Source organism: Chryseobacterium jejuense, from assembly GCF_900100075.1.
Lineage (GTDB): Bacteria > Bacteroidota > Bacteroidia > Flavobacteriales > Weeksellaceae > Chryseobacterium > Chryseobacterium jejuense.
This window is the reverse complement of the sequence record NZ_FNEG01000008.1, coordinates 21,780-44,478: the sequence shown is the minus strand read 5'-3', so window position 1 is coordinate 44,478 and position 22,699 is coordinate 21,780. Positions and strand designations below refer to the sequence as shown.

The following is a 22,699-nucleotide window of genomic DNA, read 5'->3' as shown; positions in this document are numbered from 1 at the left end:
AAAAAAGGCAAACCTGCTGATTTGCAAATTTGCCTTTGTATTTATTTTACGATCATCTTTTGAATCGCCATTCCGGTTTCTGATTTGAGGTGGACCAGATACGTTCCCGGCGGATAATTTACCTTTAGCTCATAAGTGCCATTTTCTTTATCCAATTTGAAAGAATCCAGCTTTTTACCACTCATATCGAAGATGATAATTTCTCCGTTTTTAGCTTTATTAAAGATCAATTTTACTGAACCATTTTTGATCGGGTTATCTGCAATCTGAAGAGACAATTTGTTTCCTGCGTTTACATCTGAAACGGATAAAGCCCCGGCAAAGTTTCCAAAAATCCTGAATTCTCCAGGCTGTAAAGTAATTGGAGCTATTGTAGAACTAATATTTGAGAGGGTATCATCCATCAAATTTTTCCACTGACCAACATATGGGAAATAAGGAACTACATTTTGTGCGGAAGTGGAATAATTCGCAAGAACTACCACGTTTTTCAGTCCGTTAATGGTGTTGTCGTAAACATAAATTCGTGTAATTAAACCATCAGGATCATTGGCAAGGTTGTTTGACTCTATGGTATAGGTTTTTGATTTGAATACTGGATTGGTATTTCTGATATCAATAATCTTCGCCCATGTATCATAAACAGCCTTTCTGTTGGCATCGCTATCATATCCTAATGTAAAAGCTACAGGTTTTTCATCGGTTCTACATCCGTTGTTAATACTTCCATCTGCGCATCTGTTGATACTGAATTCATAGCCTAGTTCCCCAAATTGCCAGATCATCTTTGGGCCTGGAATGGTAAAGAATGTAGCACCGAATGTTTTCATTCTTTCCAAAGCCGTATTCAGGTTCTTTACACTATAGTTTCCATTGACTGCTCCATAAGAAAGATTTTTAAACATCAATCTTTCTTCATCATGGCTTTCACCATATCCTACTGCTCTCATGCTGGTAAACCCATGAAGATTATGATTCATACGGTCATAATTACTGTTATCCTTGTAGCCCATCGTATTCTGATTATAAGGCTCCGTCTGTTTATTCCAAAGCATCACTCCTTTTCCTTCTGCTACTCTGTAATTGGCCCATTGCAGTTCTTCCTGATCTGTTCCCAAGTGCTCAAATATCATGTAAGAATTAGGATCAAGTGCCCATTGTTTATCTGCATACTGCTTCATGATGTCTACTCTGTCCTGCTGATAGGCATTGGTACAGTTTTCATCATTTTCAGAACAGTTTTGAGTGAAGCCTTTCGTCAAATCCCAACGGAAGCCATCAATGTGATACTCTTTCAACCATTGTTCAAGACATCTTTCAACGTAATATTGAGTTGAAGGGCTGGAATGGTTAAAATCATTAAACACATTATATGAATGCTTCGGAACCTGATTGAAATAAGGGTTATTTGGAGCCACATCACCAAAACCATCCCCATCAGGATCTATATTCCAAAGTCTTACTAATGGAGAACGCCCTGTTGCATGATTAAAAGCGACATCCAGAATCACAGCAATCCCATTTTGGTGACACAAATCAACAAATTCTTTGAATTTTTCCGGAGTTCCATAGGCTTTATCTAAGGCATAATGGAAGGAAGTATTGTATCCCCAGGAAAGATTTCCATCAAATTCCATAATAGGAAGTAATTCAATGGCATTGATTTTTAGATTTTTTAAATAGGAAATTTTATTAATCAAAGACTGCCAGTTTTTTTCCTGCGTAAAATCTCTTAGCAAAAGTTCATACACCACAAGATCTTCTTTTACTGGTCTCTGAAAATTGGTAATTTGCCAATTGTAAGATGTTTGTCCTGTCTTGAATGTTGAAGCCTCAAAACTCTGCCCTGCCGGAAATACCGGAAGATTAGGATAGGTTGATGAGGAAATCCATGGATCATCATAAGAAGATAAGATCTGAGGAGAATAAGGGTCAGCTACTTTTTTCAAATCATTAGTCCTGTACTGGAATGTATACAACTGTTGTGGAGTCAATCCATTCATTTCAATCCAATAAAGGTCGGGATTGGTGGTATCACGTTTCATCAAATAAGTATCATTCACGGTCCAATTATTGAAACTTCCGATGACGTGCACAAAGTTTTTGTGAGGAGCATACAAAGCAAGCCCAATCTTTGTAGGATCTATCGGGTCATAATTTATTCCCTGTTTAATCCAGTTCGGAATGGTTTCAGAAAGTACATTTCGGGGAACCTGTAGAATGAAAGTTGCTGTTTTCGAACCACTTCCCTCTGTGGCAACAAGTTCCATGCTGGCATCCTGTGAAACTGTATAATTATAGGAATAAGATTGAGAGGGTGTAGATACGGAGTTCACTACTGCTCCATTGGCTTTAAGCTGAAAAGTAGCATTAACATTAGTTGTTGCTGTAATATTGATGGTGTTTCCCGCCGGGACTGTTGTAAGACTGTTTGCTGCAGGATTTGTCAAGTTTAAGTTCAGGATACCCACATTCACGAAGATATCTGGAGAGCTCTGATGTGATCCTGTTTTATCTTTTAATAAAAATCCAAACCTTCCGATTCCCGTTCTGCCGAAAAAAACAGTTGGCGTTAGTGTTAGTGAATATGTATCTGTTGCAGCGTTATAGTTAAGTTTGTTCAGATCATTGGAGCTATTCCAGCTTCCGTTGGTAGGACAATCTAGGCTGTTCTGATAATTGACATCAAAGGACCAGGACCAGATATAAATTGCATTATTGGTTACTCCCCAGGCCGATTCGTCAATCTGATTTCCGGGAATTGTGAGGGTTATAGCGTTTGTCTCATTAAAAGGATTGGGAGAAACCGTATAGTTAATCTGCCCCCAAACAACCGTTGTAATGAATAGCAAAACAACAGAATAAAACTTTTTCATGTCTTTATTTTTATCGAATATAATATTAATTTTTCTTCACGAGAATGATTTTATTTTATTTAACCATAGATGTTTTACCAGATCATAAAAAAAGACCCATGAAAAATTTCATGAGCCTTTCAATAAAAGTAATTGTAATGAACTATACCGTATGTAACGGAAATCTCGCAGATATATTGATTCAAATGTTAAAAAAATTAATTTTTCATAATTTTCTTTACCACAGATTCTCCGTTCTTTAATTTTAACTCTATCATATATAACCCTGATGGAAGGCTATTCATATTAACCTTATTGTCTGAAAATGAAGCGCCTATACTTTGTCCGACAGCATTAAGAATCTTCACTCCCTCAATCACTGGATCACTTTTGAGGGTAAGAATTCCTTTAACAGGATTCGGGTATACCTCAACCTTATTTCGTTTCAGATGAATGTCTGTGGTACCTAATTGATCTTGAGTCTTCATACATCTTACCGATGAGCCTTGCCCTCGTGATGCTCCGGCTGAAGCATTTGCTACCAGCGTTCCGATATACAAATATTTTCCACCAATTCCTGTAGCAGTAGAACTCCAATAATACCCTTTCTGACCTACAAAAGTAAAACCTCCATCTGATGAATTACGGAAACCTCCCATTGGTAATTTTAAAATTCCTTCAAAGGCTTTTACAGGTGACTGAATTCCTACAGCCTGAGCAATATCTCCCCATTCTCCTTGAGAAGGTAGTCTCCAACCGTTCCCGATTGCTTTACAAGGATCAACTCCAATAGTTTCTGTTATTTCTGAAAAACCAGTCCCAGACCATTTATCATCAAGACCATTAGTAGACCACCATGCCGGAGATCCTGTAACAAAAGAAGCCTCGCCTTGTAAACCATCCGGAGTATTGCTAGAAGGAGCAAAAGCTGTGGAAGAAGTTCTCAATTGATGCCCATCATCCCATCTTCCCCATTGAAACAAATCTCCATACGCCTTATCATCATTCATAGATTCTGCTACTCTTTCACTTCCAAGATTTTGCTTAAGCCAGATATTTCCATCCGCAGTTCTTACAGTAATATAAGTAACCGGCTGCCCACGATAGGTAAAGGTTACACATCCCAAATCACCAACATTATTTCCAGGATCAGTATTATTGCAGCCTTGTTGTGCACTTAATACACTTCCAGCCATCAGCATAATTCCTATTCCCAGGTTTCGTACTGCAAAAGATAAATCTCCAACCATAAATATTATTTTTATTTATTCTAAATTTAATTTAATTTTGCGCAAAAGTACCTTACGAAATTAAATCCGGGTTATCATTTCCCACCTTTTAGTTATCCTATAAGAGTACTTTACGTGGTACTATGGCTGTAAAAATGTGTTGTATGGGGAATCAACAGGAAAATGAGATCGTTTTCAGATCGGAGAATATTGAAATTATCATACAGGATTCATCGAGATTTAAAGGAGCTTCAAGATTATACCTCCTGGAGTCCTCATCTAGTTTTAATCTTCTGTTCTTATTAAGTCCGGACATTCATTTGAAAGCTCATGATTGTGATATTCAGTTCATGTTTAAAAAGAATCAATACATCCTTCATTATTCTCTGCAGAAAAACAAAGCAGAATTATGGACCAACAGTGAAGAACCTCTGAAATATCTGCATATTCAGCTCAATTACCAGTACATTTCAAATCTAATTACTCCGGAAACTAATGGAGAGGGAGCCGAAATTCTGGAAAATATGATCCATAACAATTTCGTCTTTCTTCAAAAAGCCACTCCTCCCAACATGACCGTTGAAATGCATATTATATTAAAAGAGATTCTAAGCTATTCTAAAAAGGGAATCATGCAGAAGCTGTTTATTGAAGCTAAGATCATCAAGCTGCTTATCCTTATTTTTGAACAGTTCAATGAAAAAAACAACCTGAAAGCTTCCTCAAAAGCTCCTGAAATCATTAAAAAATTCATTGATGAAAATTATCACCGGAATATTAAAGCAGAGGAAATCGGAAAATTAATAGGGGTAAATCAAAACCTCATCAGGAAAGAGTTCAAGGCGGAATACCACACTACAATCAGTCACTACATTTCTGAATTAAGAATGCTGAAAGCCAGAAAGCTGATTACAGACAAAGAAATGATGATAAAGGAAATTGCTATTGAATGCGGCTATGAATATCTCCAGAATTTTACCCGGGCTTTTAAAAAGAAGTTTGGCGTCTCTCCGGAACATCTACGGAATAATAAATAGAAAAACCGCTTAAAAAAAATTAAGCGGTTTATATATGTTGTTTTGCTTTGATATTACTTTTTCAGAATTCAGGTGAAAAAGCAATGACAATCAATTAATGATGATGTCCGTGATCGTGAAGGAAAGGTCCGTTTCCTTTAGGCTGGCTGTAGATAGTTTCTACACCTTCCTGCTCAGTAATAAGCTTTCTTCTGATATCTTCAGGATCGAAAGGCTTCACTTTTCCGAAGTACTCTTTCAAACCTTCAGTTAGCCACATTGGGATTACTAATCCGAAGAACATAAAAATACACCAGAATCCTACTAAGAACATAGTAATGAAAAATACAGTCCAAAGGAACTGGTAGAACGGCCAAAATGCTGATAAAATAGTTATCATTCTCTTAAAGATTTTAGGCAAAAATAAAGCTTTTTTCCTGTTTACACAAAAGATACAGGCTCTATTTTTTAATTTATTTTAATTCTATATAGATTTTAAGGCCATGAGACGGGAGATTTGAGACTTATTCAATGATCTCATATCTCCGCTCTCAAGGACTTTTTTATTTAATTAATGAGCAAGATTTGCAAAGAAATCGTTTCCTTTATCATCCGTAATGATGAATGCAGGGAAATCTTTTACTTCAATTTTTCTTACTGCTTCCATTCCTAATTCCGGGAAGTCTACTACATCTACTGATACAATATTATCTTTGGCTAAAATAGCTGCAGGTCCACCAATAGATCCAAGATAGAAACCTCCGTATTTGTTACAAGCATTGGCAACATCTTTACTTCTGTTTCCTTTTGCCAGCATAATCATACTTCCGCCATGGCTCTGGAATTCATCAACATAAACATCCATTCTCCCTGCTGTTGTAGGGCCGAAACTTCCTGAAGCCATTCCTTCCGGTGTCTTTGCAGGTCCTGCATAGTAAATGGGGTGATTTTTGAAATATTCCGGCATCGGTTTTCCGCTGTCGAGGATTTCTTTGATCTTAGCGTGAGCAATATCTCTTGCTACGATTAATGTCCCGTTAAGTTTTAGTCTTGTTTTGATTGGATATTTTGAAAGCTCCGCCAGAATTTCAGGCATTGGCTTATTCAAATTAACTTCAACAGCTTCTTCTAAATGTGGTGGCGTTGCTGGTAAGAATCTTTTTGGATCTTGTTCCAACTGCTCAAGGAAGATACCGTCTTTTGTAATTTTCCCTTTGATATTTCTATCTGCTGAGCATGAAACTCCCATTCCTACCGGGCAAGAAGCAGCGTGTCTAGGAAGTCTGATTACTCTTACATCGTGAGTAAGGTATTTCCCACCAAACTGTGCTCCGATAGCACTTTCCTGGCAGATTTTCTGAACTTTAGCTTCCCATTCAAGGTCTCTGAAAGCCTGGCCAGCTTCATTTCCTTCTGTTGGAAGATTATCATAATATTTTGCAGAAGCTTTCTTCACTGCAGCAAGGTTAGCCTCAGCTGAAGTTCCTCCAATCACTAATGCTAAGTGGTAGGGCGGGCAAGCTGCTGTCCCAAGATCTGAGATTCTTTCTTTAACAAATTCTTCAAGAGACTTCTCGTTTAATAAAGATTTTGTTTTTTGGTAAAGGAAGGTTTTGTTAGCAGAACCGCCTCCTTTTGTTAAGAATAAGAACTCATAATAATCTCCTTTTTTAGCATAGATATCAATCTGTGCCGGAAGGTTTGATCCTGAATTTTTCTCATCAAACATTGTTAAAGGAACTACCTGAGAATATCTTAAGTTTCTTTTTTGGTAAGTATTGTAGATTCCACGGCTTAAGAATTCACCGTCATCCACACCTGTGTATACGTTTTCTCCTTTTTTACCCATTACGATTGCCGTTCCTGTATCCTGGCAAGAAGGAAGAGCTCCCTCAACCGCTACAGCAGCGTTTTGTAACAAGTTATAAGCAACGAATCTGTCATTGTCGGTAGCTTCAGGATCATCAATGATTCTTTTAAGGCTTTCAAGGTGTGAAGAACGTAACATGAAAGAAACGTCTGCCATAGCTTCTTCAGCCAATAACTCCAATCCCTTCGGGTCAACAGTTAAAATTTCTCTGTCACCTAGTTTTTCAATCTTTACATAATCTGATGTAAGCTTTTTGTACACCGTATCATCTTTCTGAATTGGATACGGATCCTGATATCTAAAGTCCATTCAATTTTTTGTTTGTACAAAAATACGGCTTCCATTAAAAAAAGATGAGCAAAATCAGTCATTAAAATTGATATTTATAATGATTATAAATTGCGGGTTTATGAGTTTATAAGTACCTTTATACTAACCAAATAATGAATCCACAAAAAGTAAAAGTGGCTTCAAAATTTAAAAGACTTTAAAATTTCAACCACAATGAATTACAGAATTGAAAAAGACACCATGGGAGAAGTGCAGGTACCTGCAGATAAACTTTGGGGTGCACAGACGGAACGTTCAAGAAATAATTTCAAAATTGGTCCTGAAGGATCCATGCCTCACGAGATCATTGAAGCTTTTGCGTACTTAAAGAAGGCCGCAGCCTATACTAATGCAGATTTAGGAGTACTTTCAGGTGAAAAAAGAGATATGATCGCCAAAGTGTGTGATGAAATTCTTGAAGGAAAACTGAGCGATCAATTTCCATTAGTAATCTGGCAGACCGGTTCCGGAACGCAATCCAACATGAATGTGAATGAAGTGGTTTCTAATCGTGCCCATGTTAATAATGGCGGAACTTTAGGCGAAAAATCTGAAATTCATCCGAATGATGATGTGAATAAATCTCAATCCTCCAACGACACTTATCCAACCGCTATGCATATTGCAGCCTACAAAAAAGTAGTGGAAGTGACTATTCCCGCTGTTGAAAAATTAAAAAATACTCTTGCTGAAAAAGCCAAAGCCTTCAAAGATGTAGTAAAAATCGGAAGAACCCACCTGATGGATGCTACTCCACTTACACTGGGACAAGAGTTTTCCGGTTATGTTGCTCAACTGGAATACGGATTAAGAGCTTTAAAAAACACCTTGCCTCACCTTTCTGAATTGGCTTTAGGTGGTACTGCAGTAGGAACAGGACTGAATACTCCAAATGGTTATGATGTAAAAGTAGCTGAATACATTGCAAAATTTACTAACCATCCGTTTATTACAGCTGAGAATAAATTTGAAGCACTGGCAGCACATGATGCTATTGTTGAAAGCCATGGAGCATTAAAACAACTTGCTGTTTCTCTATACAAAATTGCTCAGGATATCAGATTACTGGCCTCCGGACCTCGTTCCGGAATCGGAGAGATCCACATCCCTGAAAATGAACCGGGATCATCCATCATGCCTGGAAAGGTAAATCCAACTCAAAATGAAGCTCTGACAATGGTTTGCGCTCAGGTTCTTGGAAATGACACTACTATTTCATTCGCAGGAACTCAAGGAAACTATGAGCTGAATGTTTTCAAACCGGTGATGGCTTACAACTTCCTGCAATCTGCACAACTTATTGCTGATGCATGTATTTCGTTCAATGATCACTGTGCTGTAGGTATTGAGCCGAACCATGAGAGAATTAAAGAACTTGTAGATAAATCTTTAATGCTTGTAACGGCTTTAAACACTCATATTGGATATGAAAATGCAGCCAAAATTGCTAAAACCGCTCATAAAAACGGAACAACGTTAAAAGAAGAAGCTGTCAATCTTGGGTTATTAACCGCAGAACAGTTTGATGAATGGGTAAAACCGGAAGATATGGTGGGTAGCCTGAAATAACAATTCTAATTTTCATTCATAGACTTTAAACAAAAAGCACCGGAGATATTTCTTCGGTGCTTTTTTGGCTATATTATCAAAACATTAAAATTTATTTTCGGCAGCTTCATTTGGACCAGAAACCTGATCTGAAAAATACTGTTCAAGGTCTTTCAGTGTTTCAGGTGTTGTTTGAATATCTTTTACAAGCTGTCCTTTGTTTACCACCACTATTCTGTTGCAAACTTCAGTAGTATGAGATAAATCGTGACTGGAGATAAGAAAAGTTACACCATCCTGCTTCGATAATTCTTTGATTAGATTTTTAAGTTTAATCTGTGTAGATGGGTCCAGGTTAGCAAAAGGTTCATCCAGAATGATGATTTCAGGGTTTCCAATAATGGCTCCTACGATGCCTACTTTTTTCTGATTTCCTTTTGAAAGGTCTCTGATATATTTATTGGATTTAAGGATCTCACCATTAAAAAGATCATGAAAAGGTTTCAAAAACTCATCTATGGATGCCTTATTCTGCCCTCTCAATTCACCAATAAAATAAAAATATTCCTCAGGAGTCAGATAGCCAATAAGAAAAGAATCGTCTACAAACGCAGAAACTTTGTTTTTCCAGACTTCTGATTCATTTACTTTCGTCCCATCAATGCTTACAAACCCAGTACTAGCCTGAATAAGATCTAACATCAGGCTGAAAAGAGTGGTCTTTCCGGCTCCGTTATTTCCCACCAGACCAAAAGTTTCTCCATTAGAAATTTCAAGATGTTCAATATTCAGAACGGTTGCCGTCCCGTATGTTTTAGATAAATTATTTATAGTAATCATAGCTTAGTCTTTATTTTTAAATGCATCCAGTGTGCTGTATTTTTCTCTTTTATAGTGTTTCACAATGATATCAAAGATTTTTTCCCGCAATAAAAATCCTATTAATCCCATAATTGCAATACTTACTACTCCAGCCGTGATTCCAAAAAGAGATTTTGCACCAGCGAATACAGCCATGGGAAGCAGCATTTTAGGAATCATTAACAGCATCGATTTCAAATTGAAACTATTTTTCTGCCCGAATCTTTTTTCTTTTGAATTAAGGTCAATCTGAGTTTTATTGAATGCTCCGGACCAAAGTGTAAATTGTGAATTCACGCCGATATTATAAAGCCCGGCTGCAAAAAACGTAACATAAATTTCCCAGCCAAAATAGCTATACAATGCAGCTATAATGATTGACACTCCTGTTACAATATTCATCAGCCACCATTTGGCCTTTAAATATTCTTTGTAGGGAACATTCAGAGTCATCATCAGAGGATAATAAGAACTGTCAAAGGCAGGAACTCTTTGCCCAAATAAAAACTGAAATCCTCCCGTTACAAAAAGTCCCATGAACATTGTCATTGCGGGAGTTTTGTACGCTTTAGAAGTATACATCAGCAATCCATAAAAAAGAAACATAAAACTTCCCAAAAGAATACCTCTGGTTACTTTATTACGTTTCAGCATTTTTATATCATTGTTAATGAATGTTCCTATGACTCCATATTTATTTAGAAAAGCAATATTTTCTGTTTTACCTACTGATTTTTTTGCTTCAAGGCCTTGATCCAGATAGAATTCCCTACGGATATATCGAAAACAAAACACCCACAGTACAGCAAATATGAAAACAGGAATCAAGGAAAGATATGGTTTCTCATATAGGCCATAGAAAGCAATGTCCGAGTAAGAAAGTATTGGGATAATATTATAATAGCCCAACGCTGCCACTATTGCAATAACTACAGCTACAACAATAGCAACCTTTTCTGTGCTGTTGAGAAAAATGTTGAGAAAGCTATTTAGATAAAAAATAGCAGAGACTCCTATTAACCATGATAAAACTCCTGGAAAACTATATCCATAAAACAATGCAATCCCCGAAAACGTAATGAAAAACAGAGAATTAAGCCAGCTAAAGGCTGAAAAAAAGGTTTTTACCAACAGATAATTTACCAATGTCCTCTTTTTAATATTCAAAGTAAGGAAAGGCTTGATGTTTTGTGTTGGAATTTCCTGCCAGAGATATTTGATTGCTAAATCTGCAACCCAACCTATGAGTAAAAATGTGGAAACAATCTTTAAAGGATCCTGATGTATTTCATTCTTCACATACATAAAGACCAGAAAAGCTCCACCTACAAGGCATCCCATGAAATAAAGAATCGCAATGAATCTTAAAATTTTCATGGTAAGATTAACTCCTAAAGAGGTACCACGGAAAAAGCTTTTAATTTCAAGATTAAGGAACTTTAGAAACATAGTTTAGTTTTTTACATTAGTAAATATAATGTAAAAAACGTTACAGCTTCTTAGCCAATAAGTTCTTTCGCCTGAGCAAGAGCTGCTTCAGTAATTTTGCTTCCTGAAAGCAATTGGGCAATCTCATTCAGTTTTTCCTTATCATTTAAAGGAATGATGGTAGATTGAGTTTTCCCGGCAACATCTTGTTTTACCACTTTATAATTATCATTTCCTTTGGCTGCAACCTGTGCAAGGTGAGAAATAACAATCAACTGCATATCTTCAGACATTTCGCGCATCAGATTTCCAATTTCCTCGGCTACTTTTCCTGAAACTCCAGTATCAATTTCGTCTAAAATCAATGTTGGTAATTCATCACTTTCTGCGATAATTTTTTTCACAGCAAGCATTACTCTGGATCTTTCTCCACCAGAAATAGCCGTTTGGATTGGCTTAAGTGGAAATCCTGAATTGGCCTGGAATAAAAGCTGAATATTTTCTCTTCCGAATTGATTAAATTCTTCAGCATCCTGTAATTCTATATCTACTTTGGCTTTTTCAAGGCCCAGTTTTTTAAGAAGTCCTTCTGCTTTTTTAATGAAAACAGGAATGTTCTTTTTTCTATTTTTGGAAAGCTTTTCAGTGAGAATCTGAAGTGACTTTTCTTTATGAGCAATATTCTCTTCAGTTTCAAGAATTTGTGCTTCAAGCTCTGAAGCTCCTTTCTGATCTCCTGCCAGCCCGTTTCTGATCTCAATCAGTTCATTAAGGTCTGAAACATTGTGTTTAAGGAACAAAGCATTTATCTTATTATTCAGCTCCGTAAGAACAAGAAGGTTTTCCGGATTGATCTCCAGTTTCTCTGCTTCATGTTCAAGCTCAGAAATAATATCTTTCAAATCCACAAAAGAGGTTTCAAGCCTTTGGTCCAGCTCTGCAAAACTGGTTGAAATACCTGCAATTCTGGAAAGTTTAGCTTTTGCTTCGTTAAAGAATGAAAGAATTCCAATTTCTTCCTGATGGAATCTGGACAGGATCTGACCTACGTTTTCAGAAATCATTCCTGCATTTTCCTGAACAGCTAATTGGTTTTGAATATCTTCGTAATCTACATCATCCAGTTTTAATTCTTCAAGCTCATTGAGTAAGAAATCTTTATAATCACTTTCTTTATTGGCTTCTGAAAGTTGTGTTTTCAGCTTTTTCAACAAGGTTTTAAGATTCTGAAATGCTGAAAACTCCAGCTGATAGTCTTCAATGATTTTTTTATTTTCAGAAAGTCCGTCTATAATTTTAAACTGATATTCTGAGGTAAAAAGGTTGGATGTTTCAAATTGAGAATGGATATCAATTAACTGAGAAGAAAGCTCTTTCAGGATATCCAATGTTACCGGAACATCATTGATGAATGCTCTTGATTTTCCGGATGGTAATATTTCTCTTCTGATGATGGTCTGCAACTCATAATCTAGATCGTTTTCAATAAAAAACTTCTTGAATTGATTGTTCAATGCAAACTCTGTTTCTACAACACTTTTTTCTTCTGCTTTTGAAATAGATTTTACATCTGCCCTTTCGCCCAGGATAAGACGCAATGCACCCAAAATAATGGATTTTCCTGCTCCGGTTTCTCCGGTAATTACCTGAAGACCATTATTCAATGATACTTCAAGGGTATCAATCAGGGCAAAATTCTTAATGTAAATTCTTGAAAGCATGGATAATCCGTGTTTTTATCAGATATTAATATTGATTGTAAAAGTAAGTTTTTTTAACGAAAACAGAAACGACAGATAACGATTAAATAAGAAGGCTTACACTTTTGAAATTTCTGCCAGCAGTTCATAAAAGTTTGAGTATTGATACTGGAAAGAATTTTCATCTTCATGATCCCAAAGAACAACAGTATTATTGTTATGGGTATCAAAACACAACAGTCCCCAGTCACTGTATACCGCAAAAGGAACATACCCTTTATCAAAAAGGAATTCTCTTGAGTAGGTCTCGAACATCATTTCACGAAGAGAAGCTCTCCACGAACTGACAGGAAGTGAGCAAAAGGAAACTTCCGAGATCTGAAGCTCATAAAAATGTTTATGTTTCAGGAATATTTTAAAATCGTTTGGAAAAACAAACCCTGTTTCTGTTTCAAATTCCTTAAGTGCAACGTCTGTAATTGTACTTTCAATAGGAAGCCAGAATTTCCATTCTTCATCAGGCTGATCCGGAGCAAGCATTTCTATTTCGATATCACAAGGAAGTTGATTGAGTTCATTCTCAATCCAAAAGCTAAGTGTTCTGTCAACTATTTCTTTAATTCGTCCTTCCTCATAATTTAATTCTTCCATTTATTCCACTTGTTATCAATATTTTTTGGAGAAAGAATAATCATGGTCTGCTTCAGGTCATTAAGAATAAGTCCGCCATTATTCCCGGAATTGAAAACATTGAAGATCTCATCACTCTTAGTATCCATGAAAAGATTGAAGAAAAAGCCTTGTTGGAAAGAATTTTCATACATTTTAAGCTGCATCAGAGCATCAAAAATCACTTTTTTTCCAGGAGTCTGATCCTGATTAAAGAGATTATCCATACCGGATCTGTGGTAAGTATACATCGTAGATCTCAACTGGCTCCAGTTTGGATTCATAATTTCGTTAATCAATATGGTACGGCTTCTCGGTTCGTTGATCGTATTCCAACCGTCATAGTTTCTGTTTTGAGAGTTTTGAGCAATCTGCTGTGCTTTTGTGAACCACTGGGTTCCACCCATTGACTGGAAACTATCAGCATCATAGCCCAAAATAAGATAAATATAGAAACTGATTACATCGGTAAGGTTTTTCCCGGAAAACTGTCTCTCATTGAAAATAAGGTTTTCGTTCTCAATATATTCAAAACTGAATCTCTGATCCTGAAGATTCAGTAAAGGGGATTCATACGTGGTATTATAGACAGGACGTACTGCCTGAACTACAATGACTCCTTTAAATTTATTGACATCTCTTTCAGAAATAACAATGGAAAAACCACATTTGATCTTTTCAAAATTCTGTAATTTCTTCCCTGTCCAGCTGGTATTGTTGATGAAATCTCTAAGACTTTTCTCCAAAGCTTTAAAAGCCTGCTGGTTACTCCCTCCTATCTGCTGAGAATTTACCTGCACAGTTGCCAGCAACTCCTGGGAAAAACCAAGATTAAAGATAAATAACAGAAAAAATAAACTTATAATTTTTTTCATTGTCTATTAAAAATTGAGAACGGAAATTTATTAAAATTATTTTAAAAGCTGAGATTCAACAAAATTGAGAATATCTTTCGCTACATCATCTTTGGACTTCAGATCAAATTCTCTTTTTTCTGTTTTGGTGAATATCTTGATCTTATTAGTATCATTTTTAAACCCGGCTCCTTCATCACGCAAAGAGTTCAAAACAATCATGTCAAGGTTTTTCTTTTCCAGTTTTCCTTTGGCATTTTCTTCTTCATTCTGGGTTTCCAAAGCAAATCCTACCAGAAACTGATGGGTTTTCTTTTCCCCCATCGTTTTAAGAATATCAGGATTTTTCACCAGTTCAATGGTAAGGTTTTCATCATTCTTCTTGATCTTTTCCTTAGCCACATCCTTTGGTGCATAATCTGCCACTGCAGCACTTGCAATCCCAATATCTATGGTATCATAAAACTCAAATACTTTAGCCAGCATTTCTTTTGCAGAAGTTACTTTATGCAGTTCTACATTTTTATCGGTAAGGGTTTGGGAACTTGGTCCTGAGATCAAAATCACCTTTGCTCCTCTTTTTGAAGCTTCTTCAGCTAAAGAGAACCCCATTTTTCCTGAGGAATGATTTCCTATGAATCTTACCGGATCAATCGATTCATAAGTAGGTCCTGCTGTAATTAAGACAGTTTTCCCTTCAAGGCTTTTTTCAACGGTATAATCTGTAAAATAATTTTCAACAGTATTAAAAATGGTTGCCGGCTCTGCCATTCTTCCCTGACCAACCAATCCACTAGCTAATTCTCCGTTTTCAGCGGGAATGATAAGGTGCCCATAGCTTCCTGCCAATTCGAGATTTCTTTTTGTGGAAGGATGTGCATACATATCCAAATCCATTGCCGGAGCAATAAATACCGGACATTTCGCAGACATATAAGTGGCAATCACGAGATTATCACACATTCCGTGGATCATTTTAGATAAGGTATTGGCTGTACATGGAGCCACAATCATCACATCTGCCCATAAAGCAAGTTCTACGTGGCTGTTCCAGGTTCCGTTGTCACCATAAAAATCAGAATAAACTGGTTTCTTAGATAGTGTAGCCAAACTTAATTTGGTTACAAAATGTTCTGCATCAGGGGTCATAATTACCTGTACTTCGGCTCCTTGTTTTACAAAGTCTCTTATCAGGAAGTGAACTTTATAGGCTGCAATTCCGCCAGAAACAGCAATAAGGATCTTTTTACCGGAAACACTCATTTAGCTTTAATTTTTTTGAAACACTAAAATACTTATTTTTTCCCACAATCAGGGTTTAAAACAGCAAAGGTCATAAAAGAACTTAGTTCCTTTATGACCTTCGTTTATAAAAAACACAGATGATTACTTTCTTTCTTCTGTTTTTCTAAAATATACATCATCGTTTAACCATTCTTCAATAGCAATTGAAGTTGGCTTTGGAAGTTTTTCGTAATGTTTAGAGATCTCAATTTGTTCTCTGTTTTCGAAAACCTCTTCCAATGTAGAATTGTGAACAGCAAATTCATCTAATTTGTTGTGAAGTTCCGTACGGATCTCCGCATTAATTTGCTCTGCTCTCTTTCCCATGATAACAATAGCTTCGTAGATTGAACCTACTTTATCTTCAATCTTATCTTTGTCGTAAGTAATAGTATTTACTTCTGCTTTTGTATCTTTTACACTCATTTTGAGAAATTTATTTTTATTTTAAGATGGCAAATTTACGAATTATCTTTTAATTTTGAAAGTCGCTGCTGGTGGAGGGGTCTGAAGTGCCGCACTATCCCTCTGCATCTGCTTTGCCTGCTTTTCGTTACTGATCTGATCTTTAATCTGCTGTTCTTTTTTACCCTGGCTGGCAAGCTTTTCTGCTTCTTTCTTTTGCTTAGCTGTTAAAGCTGCAATTTTTGCTTCGGTATCTTTTTTAACCACCACAAAATGTTCTTTTTCTTTTTCAAGTTTTGCTCTCAAATCAGATGCCGTTTTAGAGTACTCTGTATTAGGAAGCTCTTTTTCAACCATTTTCACATAGGTTAAAGCACTTTCAATACGTTCGTCTTTAAGACTATATATAGACTTTATAGCTAATTCATAACGAGATTTCATGATATAATCATAAATTTTCGGACGAAGTTTTGTACTTGGGAAATCTTCCAATACATTTTCCAATGCTACGTTAGCAGCTTTGTACTCACCCATTTTAAAGTACTGTCTTCCGTTTTCATAAGCTTTAAACTCCAGCTTATAAGAAAGCTCGTCAATAAGTTGACTAATATTTTTTGATCTTTCAGAATTAGGATAATTGTTCAGGAAATCCTGAAGCTCATTAACTGCTAATTCTGTACTAGACTGATCCAGGTTGTAATCCATAGATCCTTCATAGTAACATAATGCAGACATATAAGCAGCTTCTTCTGCTCTTGGATCTTTTGGAAAGTTGACCGCAAAGTTTTTAAACTGATGCCCTGCCAGTTTATAACTTTTATCGTAGTAATTGGCATAAGCTGTATTGAAACCTACGTTAGGAAAATCATCTGTTCCTGCTACAAGGTTTGCCAGTCTGTCATAAAGAGCCAATGCATTTTTCCACTTTTTCTTAGCGAAGTTTTCATTGGCAGCTTTTAAGATAAAATCTTTATCAGCACTCTTCATTGCTCTTTCTTGCTGGCTAACACATGATGCCATCACTGCTACAGCAAAAAGACCTAAAATATATTTTTTCATATAAAAAGTTCAACAGTTTTCGGATTATACAGCCGATTTACTAATTTGCAAAAATATAACTTTTTTGTCAATAGATTTTTTTTTATGAATATTTAACGTAATTTTAGTCTGCAGCGTATCCTAAAATTGCAAAAACACTTAATAAAAGATTCATTCTCACCTTCTTTTCAGCCTCTTTTGCATAGGCTTCTTCGTTTTTACTTGGTACGTAAAGTTCATAAAAATTTTTATTCCGGATCACAAATAAGGTAGAACCGATAATCATCGTAAGAATATCTTCCGGCTTTGGGGTAAAGGTGAATACTCCTGAAGCCACTCCTTTTTTGATGACTTCATCCAGTTTTTTAACAAACAGCTGGTAAAAATCCAGCAATTCATCCTTCAAATTCTCTGTATGACGAAGTTCCTGAGTAACAAACCCATGGAAATAATTATATTTGAACAGCTGGGAAACAATATATTTTATCATTTCGCGCATCTGCATTTCTGGCTTTCCTTCTTTGATGGTATCAGCAAATTCTGAAAAATTTTCCCTGGTCTTTAATACTCTATATTGATAAAGATAAGACATCATTTTCTCCTTAGAACCGAAGTAATAGGAGATCATAGCGACGTTGATATTGGCTTTGGAGCAAATATCTCTCACAGAAGTTCCTTCGTACCCTTTCTTTGCAATTAATTCTTCTGCAATATCCAGTATGTGAATCTGTTTTTCAGTAAATTTTTTTTTCATAAAGTGTACTTTGAGTAAAGTTAAGAAATTTTTAACACATTTGTAAACGATTGTTTAATAATTTTATATTAATTCCAAATAGTAGTATTTTTGGCTATGGAATTTTTTGATTTTCATCATCATAAAAAATACATTCGAGACGGAATTTACAATTTGGATATTGAGCAAATTCCGCCGGATTCCCCTTATTCAATAGGAATACACCCCAATGATATTGACATTAATGATATAGATCGTCAGTTGAACTGGATGAAAAGTATGATGTTTCAGAACTGTTTTGCCATAGGTGAATGTGGTCTGGATTCTCTTGTTTCTATTCCTCAAAAAATTCAGGAAGATGTTTTTTTAAGACAGATCAACATTTCCAATGAAGTAAAAAAGCCTGTTATCATTCACTGTGTAAGAAAATTTTATGAGGTGATTTCCTTTAAGAAAAAGGCTGAACAACCTATGATTATTCATGGTTTTAATAAAAAACAGAAAATTGCAGAGGATCTTCTGACAAATAATTTTTATCTGAGTTTTGGAAAAGCTGTTTTGTATAATTTATCTTTGCAGGATATTTTAAAAAACACTCCCTTAGACAAATTCTTTTTAGAAACTGACAATGAAGACTTTAAGATCGATGAATTGTACCTGAAGGTTTCGGAAATAAAAGGAATTTCTTTGGAAGACCTCAACGAACAAATTTTAGAAAATTTACACACGATAAGAAATGGATAAATACTGGTTGGAAAGAACGGAACTTTTGGTAAAAGAAGAAGGTTTGGAAAAATTGAATAAAGCCACTGTTTTGGTTGTTGGTTTAGGCGGTGTAGGTTCTTTTGCTGCTGAATTTCTGGCGAGAGCCGGAGTAGGAACGATGACGATCGTGGATGGTGATACAGTGGATATTACCAATGTTAACAGACAATTACCGGCTTTACGTTCTACTGTTGGAAAACATAAAGTAGAAGTTGTTGCAGAAAGGCTTTTAGATATTAATCCTGATCTTAATTTAACCAAAATCAATGAGTTTCTAAATCCTGAAAGAATGGATGAAGTTTTAGATTCTGCAAAGTTTGATTATGTTTTGGACTGTATTGACAGCGTTACACCAAAACTTAGTTTGATTATTGCTGCCAAAAGAAGAAGAATAAAGGTTGTAAGTTCAATGGGAGCAGGTGGAAAAACCGACCCAAGCAAAGTATTGGTGAGAGACATTAGCAAAACCGAACATTGCCACCTTGCAAGACAAGTAAGAAAAAGGTTGAAAAAAGTTAAAATTGACAAAGGGGTTCGTTGTGTTTTTGCTAATGATATTCAGGATGAAGACAGTTTGAAAATGACTGACGGAACTAATTATAAAAGATCTTTTTACGGAACAATAAGCTATATGCCTGCAATTTTCGGGTTGTATGCTGCTGCTGAAGTTATCAACTCTCTACTAGCGAAACAAGATTAATGCAGAATACCAAATATCCGAAAGCGGAAAAGCTCAAAAAAAATACAGAGATCAGTTTACTTTTTGAAAAAGGTAAATGGCGGACTTCTGGAAATCTGAGAATCATTATTTTGAAAGACAAGCCCACTATCCCCATTGAAAGCGGAAAGTTTGGCGTTTCTGTTTCTAAAAGATATTTCAAAAGAGCGGTTCACAGAAACCGTATTAAAAGGTTGCTAAGAGAGTGCTATCGATTAAATAAAGGCTTATTTAAAGAAGCTTTTGGAGAAAAAACAAGGGCCATGCTATTTTGGGTTTCTTCCGAAATGCCTGCCAAGTTTCAGGATGTGGAAGCACAGTTTATCAAGCTTTGTGATGCTCAGAAAAAATAATTTTTGATAGAGAAGCCTAACAGTTAGGATAGTATTAAACCCTACTGATGGCTTCCTCTCGCATACCTTACTGATTACACAGATTTTTTTCTTTTTTCTCTCACACAGATGATTACGCAATAAGCTTCTCTAAGCCTATATTTCATAGATTTTCTGTATCAAGTCTATACTTGCCGACAAACCGAAACTGCGCAACTCGTATCCCAAATCTCTCTCAAAATTCAGATTCTTTACATCTCGCATACTTTTTGTAATTTTATAGGAAACAATAAATCTGAAAATTAATATGTTGGATCAAGTTCCCTATCTTTCGTATGTCATTAGTGCCTTTATCGGCATTGGACTATCTGCTGCCACAGGCTTCAGGGTTTTTCTTCCTCTGTTTGCCGTAAGTCTTGCTTCTTATTTTCATTGGATTCCAATGAGTGAAAGTTTTGAATGGCTGGCGGGTTTACCTGCACTCATCACTACGGGAATCGCAACGGTTGTTGAAATTTTAGCTTATTATATCCCATTCGTAGATCATTTATTGGATACTGTTTCTGTTCCAATGGCTACTGTAGCCGGCTCTATCTTATTTGCCAGTCAGTTTGCCGAATTAGGTACATTTCCGCAATGGGCGCTGGCTTTAATTGCAGGTGGAGGAACAGCTGCTACCATAAGTTCCGGTTTTGCAGGGATACGGGCAGCTTCTACAGCCACCACAGGAGGGTTGGGAAATTCTGTAGTGGGAACTACTGAGACCGCAGGAGCCGGCATCATGACTGTACTTGCAATGGTAGCTCCTATTATTGCAGCTATTCTAGCTATTATCTTATTGGTTTTGGTAGTGGTATATGGCCGAAAAGCATGGAGGAAGCTAAGGGGCAGAAAAACACCTTCAACTGAATAAAAAACAAAAGGTACAGTCTCCTAGAGCTGTACCTTTTATATTATATCTTAGTTTTTACTTCTAAAATCTTTGATTTCTTTAATTCTGGTTTCGAAATATTCTTTCTTTTCCGGATGTTTTTTAATCAGTATTCCAAATGCTTTAATTGCTTTAGCATATAATTTTTGTTCGAAATAAAGATTGGCTAGTGTTTCGGTCATCAAGTGGGAAATATCATCATTCTTTTCTTTGACAACATAGGAACTTTCTTCTCTCAATTGGCTGATCCTAGGATTGGTTTCAATAAAGGTTTCAATTGCTTTTTCTTTAATCTCCTCTTTCTCCTTTTCAACCTCGTCCTCTTCTGTTCTGCCAATTTTCAGCCAGCTTTGCCATGTATTGATAAATCCTGGAACGTTGCTATTGATTGGAGACTGAGGAATACTTTCCACCGCTACTTCCTTCATTGGTTCTTCTTTTATAGGCTCTTCTTTAGCTTCCTTCGATTCGCCAACTTTCAAACTCGAAATATCACTACCAAAGAATGAGACATTCATTACCGGAACTTCCCCATCCTTCTTAGGAGCTGCTTCATTAATCTCCTGTATTTCTTCAGGAGTTTCAGATTGTTCTTCCTCTTTTTCCGCAGAAATATCTTCAACAGGAAGCGCTATTATAGTCTCAGGTTCTTCAAGAGCCTCTCTATTTTCAACTTTTACCTCTGTAGAAAGCATTTCCACTACTACAGGAATATTTACTGCAGGAGCAACAGTTTCTGCCTGTTTATTAATTAAAGAATCAGGTACATTAGATTCAAGGCTCATAGGTTTCCATGTTGCCTGAACTTCAGGAACCGTTTCTTCTACAACTTCTTCTTTTGTAACTTCTACTTCAGGTTCTGTATGCTCAGCTGCTTCTGTCTGTATCTCCTCCTCTTTTGCCTCTTCCGCTTGTACTGAATTTTCCTGATCTGTTGACCAGAAATGGAAACTTTGTGTCTCTGCGAAGCTTATCTCATGATCTTCAACAGCTTCTGGCTCTACTTGTTCTTCTTGCTGAGCAGATTTAGTTTCCTTCATCTTTTTCTCAACCTCTTCAATCAAGCGTCTCATCTCCTCCTCATGCTTGTTCACATTGAGTACTGGAGTTTCAACGGCTTCAGCAACCTCATCATTATTGCCCTGAATTTTAACATCCGGCAAGAAGGCCTCTGTTCCATGGAAACTTAACTCTGCATCCGGTTCTTCCGTGATCTGTTCTTCAACTTCAGAAACAGGAATTTCTTCATCAGCAATAGCTTCAGCATCTTCTGCTGGAACATCAACGATGCTTTCTTCAACAATTGCTTCCGCTATTAAAGGCTCTGTCTCTTCTTTAATTTCTGAAACAGGAACTTCTTCTTCAACAATGCCTTCAGCATCTTCTATTGGAACTTCAACTGCATTTTCTTCTACTTTTGCTTCTGGTAATAAAGCTTCGGTTTCTTCAAAACTCAGATTTTCCTGTTCTTCAACTTTTTCTTCTACTGCTTCTGACGTAATCTGATCTTCATTAATAACAGTTCCCGGTGTAAAGCTTTCTTCTGCTTCCTCTTGAACTGGCACTGTAGCAGTATCCGGTTCTGATCTTTGGGTTACAAGTGTTCCTGATTCTAATGTAGATTCAAGATCTATCGTTTCAGGGTTTTCTTCATTCAGGAAGTTTTCTTCGCCTTCAAACAGAATTCTATTGCGTTCTCCATTTACATAAAGATGCTTTACTTCCTGCTCTGTCTGTACTATACATGTTTCCTTTTCTGCTGCCTCTTCATTTTCAGGAGCTGGGGCAGATTCTTCTCTTTTTATCGGGAAACCTTTGACATTATAGTTGTACTTTACAGGCTTATCAGCAGCAATTACAGATGGTTTATCTTCCGTTACTACCGATTTTACTTCTTGCTGAATTTTCCCGTTGATCAGTTGATAAAGAATTTTTTTATCAGTGGTATAAGCCGCTGTTATGGAAAGTTCTTTCTGATAATTCTCCTTTTCATACAGGTGTACTCCATACAGATGAAGTGCCCTGATATTTTGAATATAGGGAAATGCGTGAATCTCATCCTTCAAAAGACCTAGATCTTCTGACTGAATATTTTTCGGATTTTTTATTAATTCTAAAACTCTGGGATTCATC

At 36.4% G+C, this 22,699-nt stretch carries 20 protein-coding genes; 6 read left to right on the top strand and 14 right to left on the bottom strand.

Going from position 1 to position 22,699, the window contains the following annotated elements:
- Nucleotides 1-41: 41 nt before the first annotated feature.
- Together BLS98_RS20465 and BLS98_RS20460 are read right to left on the bottom strand one after the other, a co-directional pair.
- On the bottom strand, nucleotides 42-2,876 hold the full coding sequence (locus BLS98_RS20465) for an alpha-amylase family glycosyl hydrolase (RefSeq protein WP_089738957.1): 2,835 nt from the start codon (nucleotides 2,874-2,876) through the stop codon (nucleotides 42-44).
- 197 nt (nucleotides 2,877-3,073) lie between these two features.
- Nucleotides 3,074-4,105, bottom strand: coding sequence for a T9SS type A sorting domain-containing protein (locus BLS98_RS20460; protein ID WP_089738955.1), 1,032 nt, complete (start codon nucleotides 4,103-4,105; stop codon nucleotides 3,074-3,076).
- 143 nt (nucleotides 4,106-4,248) lie between these two features.
- Between BLS98_RS20460 and BLS98_RS20455 the strand changes: the two genes are divergently transcribed.
- Nucleotides 4,249-5,121 carry a helix-turn-helix transcriptional regulator gene (locus tag BLS98_RS20455; RefSeq protein ID WP_167356260.1) on the top strand — a complete coding sequence of 291 codons (873 nt, stop codon included), beginning with the start codon at nucleotides 4,249-4,251 and terminating at the stop codon, nucleotides 5,119-5,121.
- Between the two features lie 94 nt (nucleotides 5,122-5,215).
- Here the strand turns inward: BLS98_RS20455 and BLS98_RS20450 are convergent, their stop codons facing one another.
- The gene (locus BLS98_RS20450) at nucleotides 5,216-5,500 is read right to left on the bottom strand and encodes a hypothetical protein (protein WP_181575077.1); all 285 of its coding nucleotides are present in this window, start codon (nucleotides 5,498-5,500) and stop codon (nucleotides 5,216-5,218) included.
- A 171-nt stretch (nucleotides 5,501-5,671) separates the two neighbouring features.
- The gene (locus tag BLS98_RS20445; protein ID WP_089738950.1) at nucleotides 5,672-7,279 is read right to left on the bottom strand and encodes a fumarate hydratase; all 1,608 of its coding nucleotides are present in this window, start codon (nucleotides 7,277-7,279) and stop codon (nucleotides 5,672-5,674) included.
- A gap of 195 nt (nucleotides 7,280-7,474) precedes the next feature.
- Between BLS98_RS20445 and fumC the strand changes: the two genes are divergently transcribed.
- Nucleotides 7,475-8,869, top strand: a complete 1,395-nt coding sequence (fumC, locus tag BLS98_RS20440; RefSeq protein WP_089738948.1) for a class II fumarate hydratase — start codon at nucleotides 7,475-7,477, stop codon at nucleotides 8,867-8,869.
- Between the two features lie 84 nt (nucleotides 8,870-8,953).
- Here the strand turns inward: fumC and BLS98_RS20435 are convergent, their stop codons facing one another.
- From BLS98_RS20435 to BLS98_RS20395, 9 genes are all read right to left on the bottom strand, one after another.
- Nucleotides 8,954-9,688, bottom strand: coding sequence for an ABC transporter ATP-binding protein (locus BLS98_RS20435; protein ID WP_089738946.1), 735 nt, complete (start codon nucleotides 9,686-9,688; stop codon nucleotides 8,954-8,956).
- A 3-nt stretch (nucleotides 9,689-9,691) separates the two neighbouring features.
- Nucleotides 9,692-11,158: a DUF5687 family protein gene (locus tag BLS98_RS20430; protein ID WP_089738944.1), complete on the bottom strand. Its 1,467-nt coding sequence runs from the start codon at nucleotides 11,156-11,158 to the stop codon at nucleotides 9,692-9,694.
- A gap of 50 nt (nucleotides 11,159-11,208) precedes the next feature.
- Complete coding sequence (locus BLS98_RS20425) at nucleotides 11,209-12,858, bottom strand: DNA repair protein RecN (protein WP_089738941.1); 1,650 nt, start codon at nucleotides 12,856-12,858, stop codon at nucleotides 11,209-11,211.
- Nucleotides 12,859-12,954: 96 nt separating this feature from the next.
- Nucleotides 12,955-13,488 (bottom strand): SMI1/KNR4 family protein, encoded by a 534-nt coding sequence (locus BLS98_RS20420; protein ID WP_089738939.1) that lies wholly within the window; start codon nucleotides 13,486-13,488, stop codon nucleotides 12,955-12,957.
- The gene (gene porD, locus BLS98_RS20415; protein ID WP_089738937.1) at nucleotides 13,476-14,381 is read right to left on the bottom strand and encodes a type IX secretion system protein PorD; all 906 of its coding nucleotides are present in this window, start codon (nucleotides 14,379-14,381) and stop codon (nucleotides 13,476-13,478) included. The genes BLS98_RS20420 and porD overlap by 13 nt, the downstream gene beginning before the upstream one ends.
- Nucleotides 14,382-14,417: 36 nt before the next feature.
- Nucleotides 14,418-15,623 (bottom strand): bifunctional phosphopantothenoylcysteine decarboxylase/phosphopantothenate--cysteine ligase CoaBC, encoded by a 1,206-nt coding sequence (gene coaBC / locus BLS98_RS20410; protein ID WP_089738935.1) that lies wholly within the window; start codon nucleotides 15,621-15,623, stop codon nucleotides 14,418-14,420.
- Nucleotides 15,624-15,746: 123 nt separating this feature from the next.
- Complete coding sequence (locus BLS98_RS20405; protein WP_002983982.1) at nucleotides 15,747-16,070, bottom strand: DNA-directed RNA polymerase subunit omega; 324 nt, start codon at nucleotides 16,068-16,070, stop codon at nucleotides 15,747-15,749.
- A gap of 42 nt (nucleotides 16,071-16,112) precedes the next feature.
- Nucleotides 16,113-17,108, bottom strand: coding sequence for an outer membrane protein assembly factor BamD (locus BLS98_RS20400; protein ID WP_089738933.1), 996 nt, complete (start codon nucleotides 17,106-17,108; stop codon nucleotides 16,113-16,115).
- 103 nt (nucleotides 17,109-17,211) lie between these two features.
- The gene (locus BLS98_RS20395) at nucleotides 17,212-17,841 is read right to left on the bottom strand and encodes a TetR/AcrR family transcriptional regulator (protein WP_066693165.1); all 630 of its coding nucleotides are present in this window, start codon (nucleotides 17,839-17,841) and stop codon (nucleotides 17,212-17,214) included.
- 96 nt (nucleotides 17,842-17,937) lie between these two features.
- On the opposite strand from BLS98_RS20395, the gene BLS98_RS20390 reads away from it, so the two are divergent.
- The 4 genes from BLS98_RS20390 (at nucleotide 17,938) to BLS98_RS20375 (ending at nucleotide 20,548) form a co-directional block, all read left to right on the top strand.
- On the top strand, nucleotides 17,938-18,564 hold the full coding sequence (locus BLS98_RS20390; protein WP_089738931.1) for a TatD family hydrolase: 627 nt from the start codon (nucleotides 17,938-17,940) through the stop codon (nucleotides 18,562-18,564).
- Nucleotides 18,557-19,285: a tRNA threonylcarbamoyladenosine dehydratase gene (locus BLS98_RS20385; RefSeq protein WP_089738929.1), complete on the top strand. Its 729-nt coding sequence runs from the start codon at nucleotides 18,557-18,559 to the stop codon at nucleotides 19,283-19,285. Before BLS98_RS20390 ends, BLS98_RS20385 begins: the two co-directional genes overlap by 8 nt.
- Nucleotides 19,285-19,656 carry a ribonuclease P protein component gene (gene rnpA, locus BLS98_RS20380; RefSeq protein ID WP_089738927.1) on the top strand — a complete coding sequence of 124 codons (372 nt, stop codon included), beginning with the start codon at nucleotides 19,285-19,287 and terminating at the stop codon, nucleotides 19,654-19,656. The genes BLS98_RS20385 and rnpA overlap by 1 nt, the downstream gene beginning before the upstream one ends.
- 286 nt (nucleotides 19,657-19,942) lie before the next feature.
- On the top strand, nucleotides 19,943-20,548 hold the full coding sequence (locus tag BLS98_RS20375; RefSeq protein ID WP_089738925.1) for a DUF4126 domain-containing protein: 606 nt from the start codon (nucleotides 19,943-19,945) through the stop codon (nucleotides 20,546-20,548).
- A 47-nt stretch (nucleotides 20,549-20,595) separates the two neighbouring features.
- On the opposite strand, the gene BLS98_RS20370 is transcribed toward BLS98_RS20375, so the two are convergent.
- Nucleotides 20,596-22,698 (bottom strand): tetratricopeptide repeat protein, encoded by a 2,103-nt coding sequence (locus BLS98_RS20370; protein ID WP_089738924.1) that lies wholly within the window; start codon nucleotides 22,696-22,698, stop codon nucleotides 20,596-20,598.
- Between the last annotated feature and the right edge of the window lies 1 nt (nucleotide 22,699).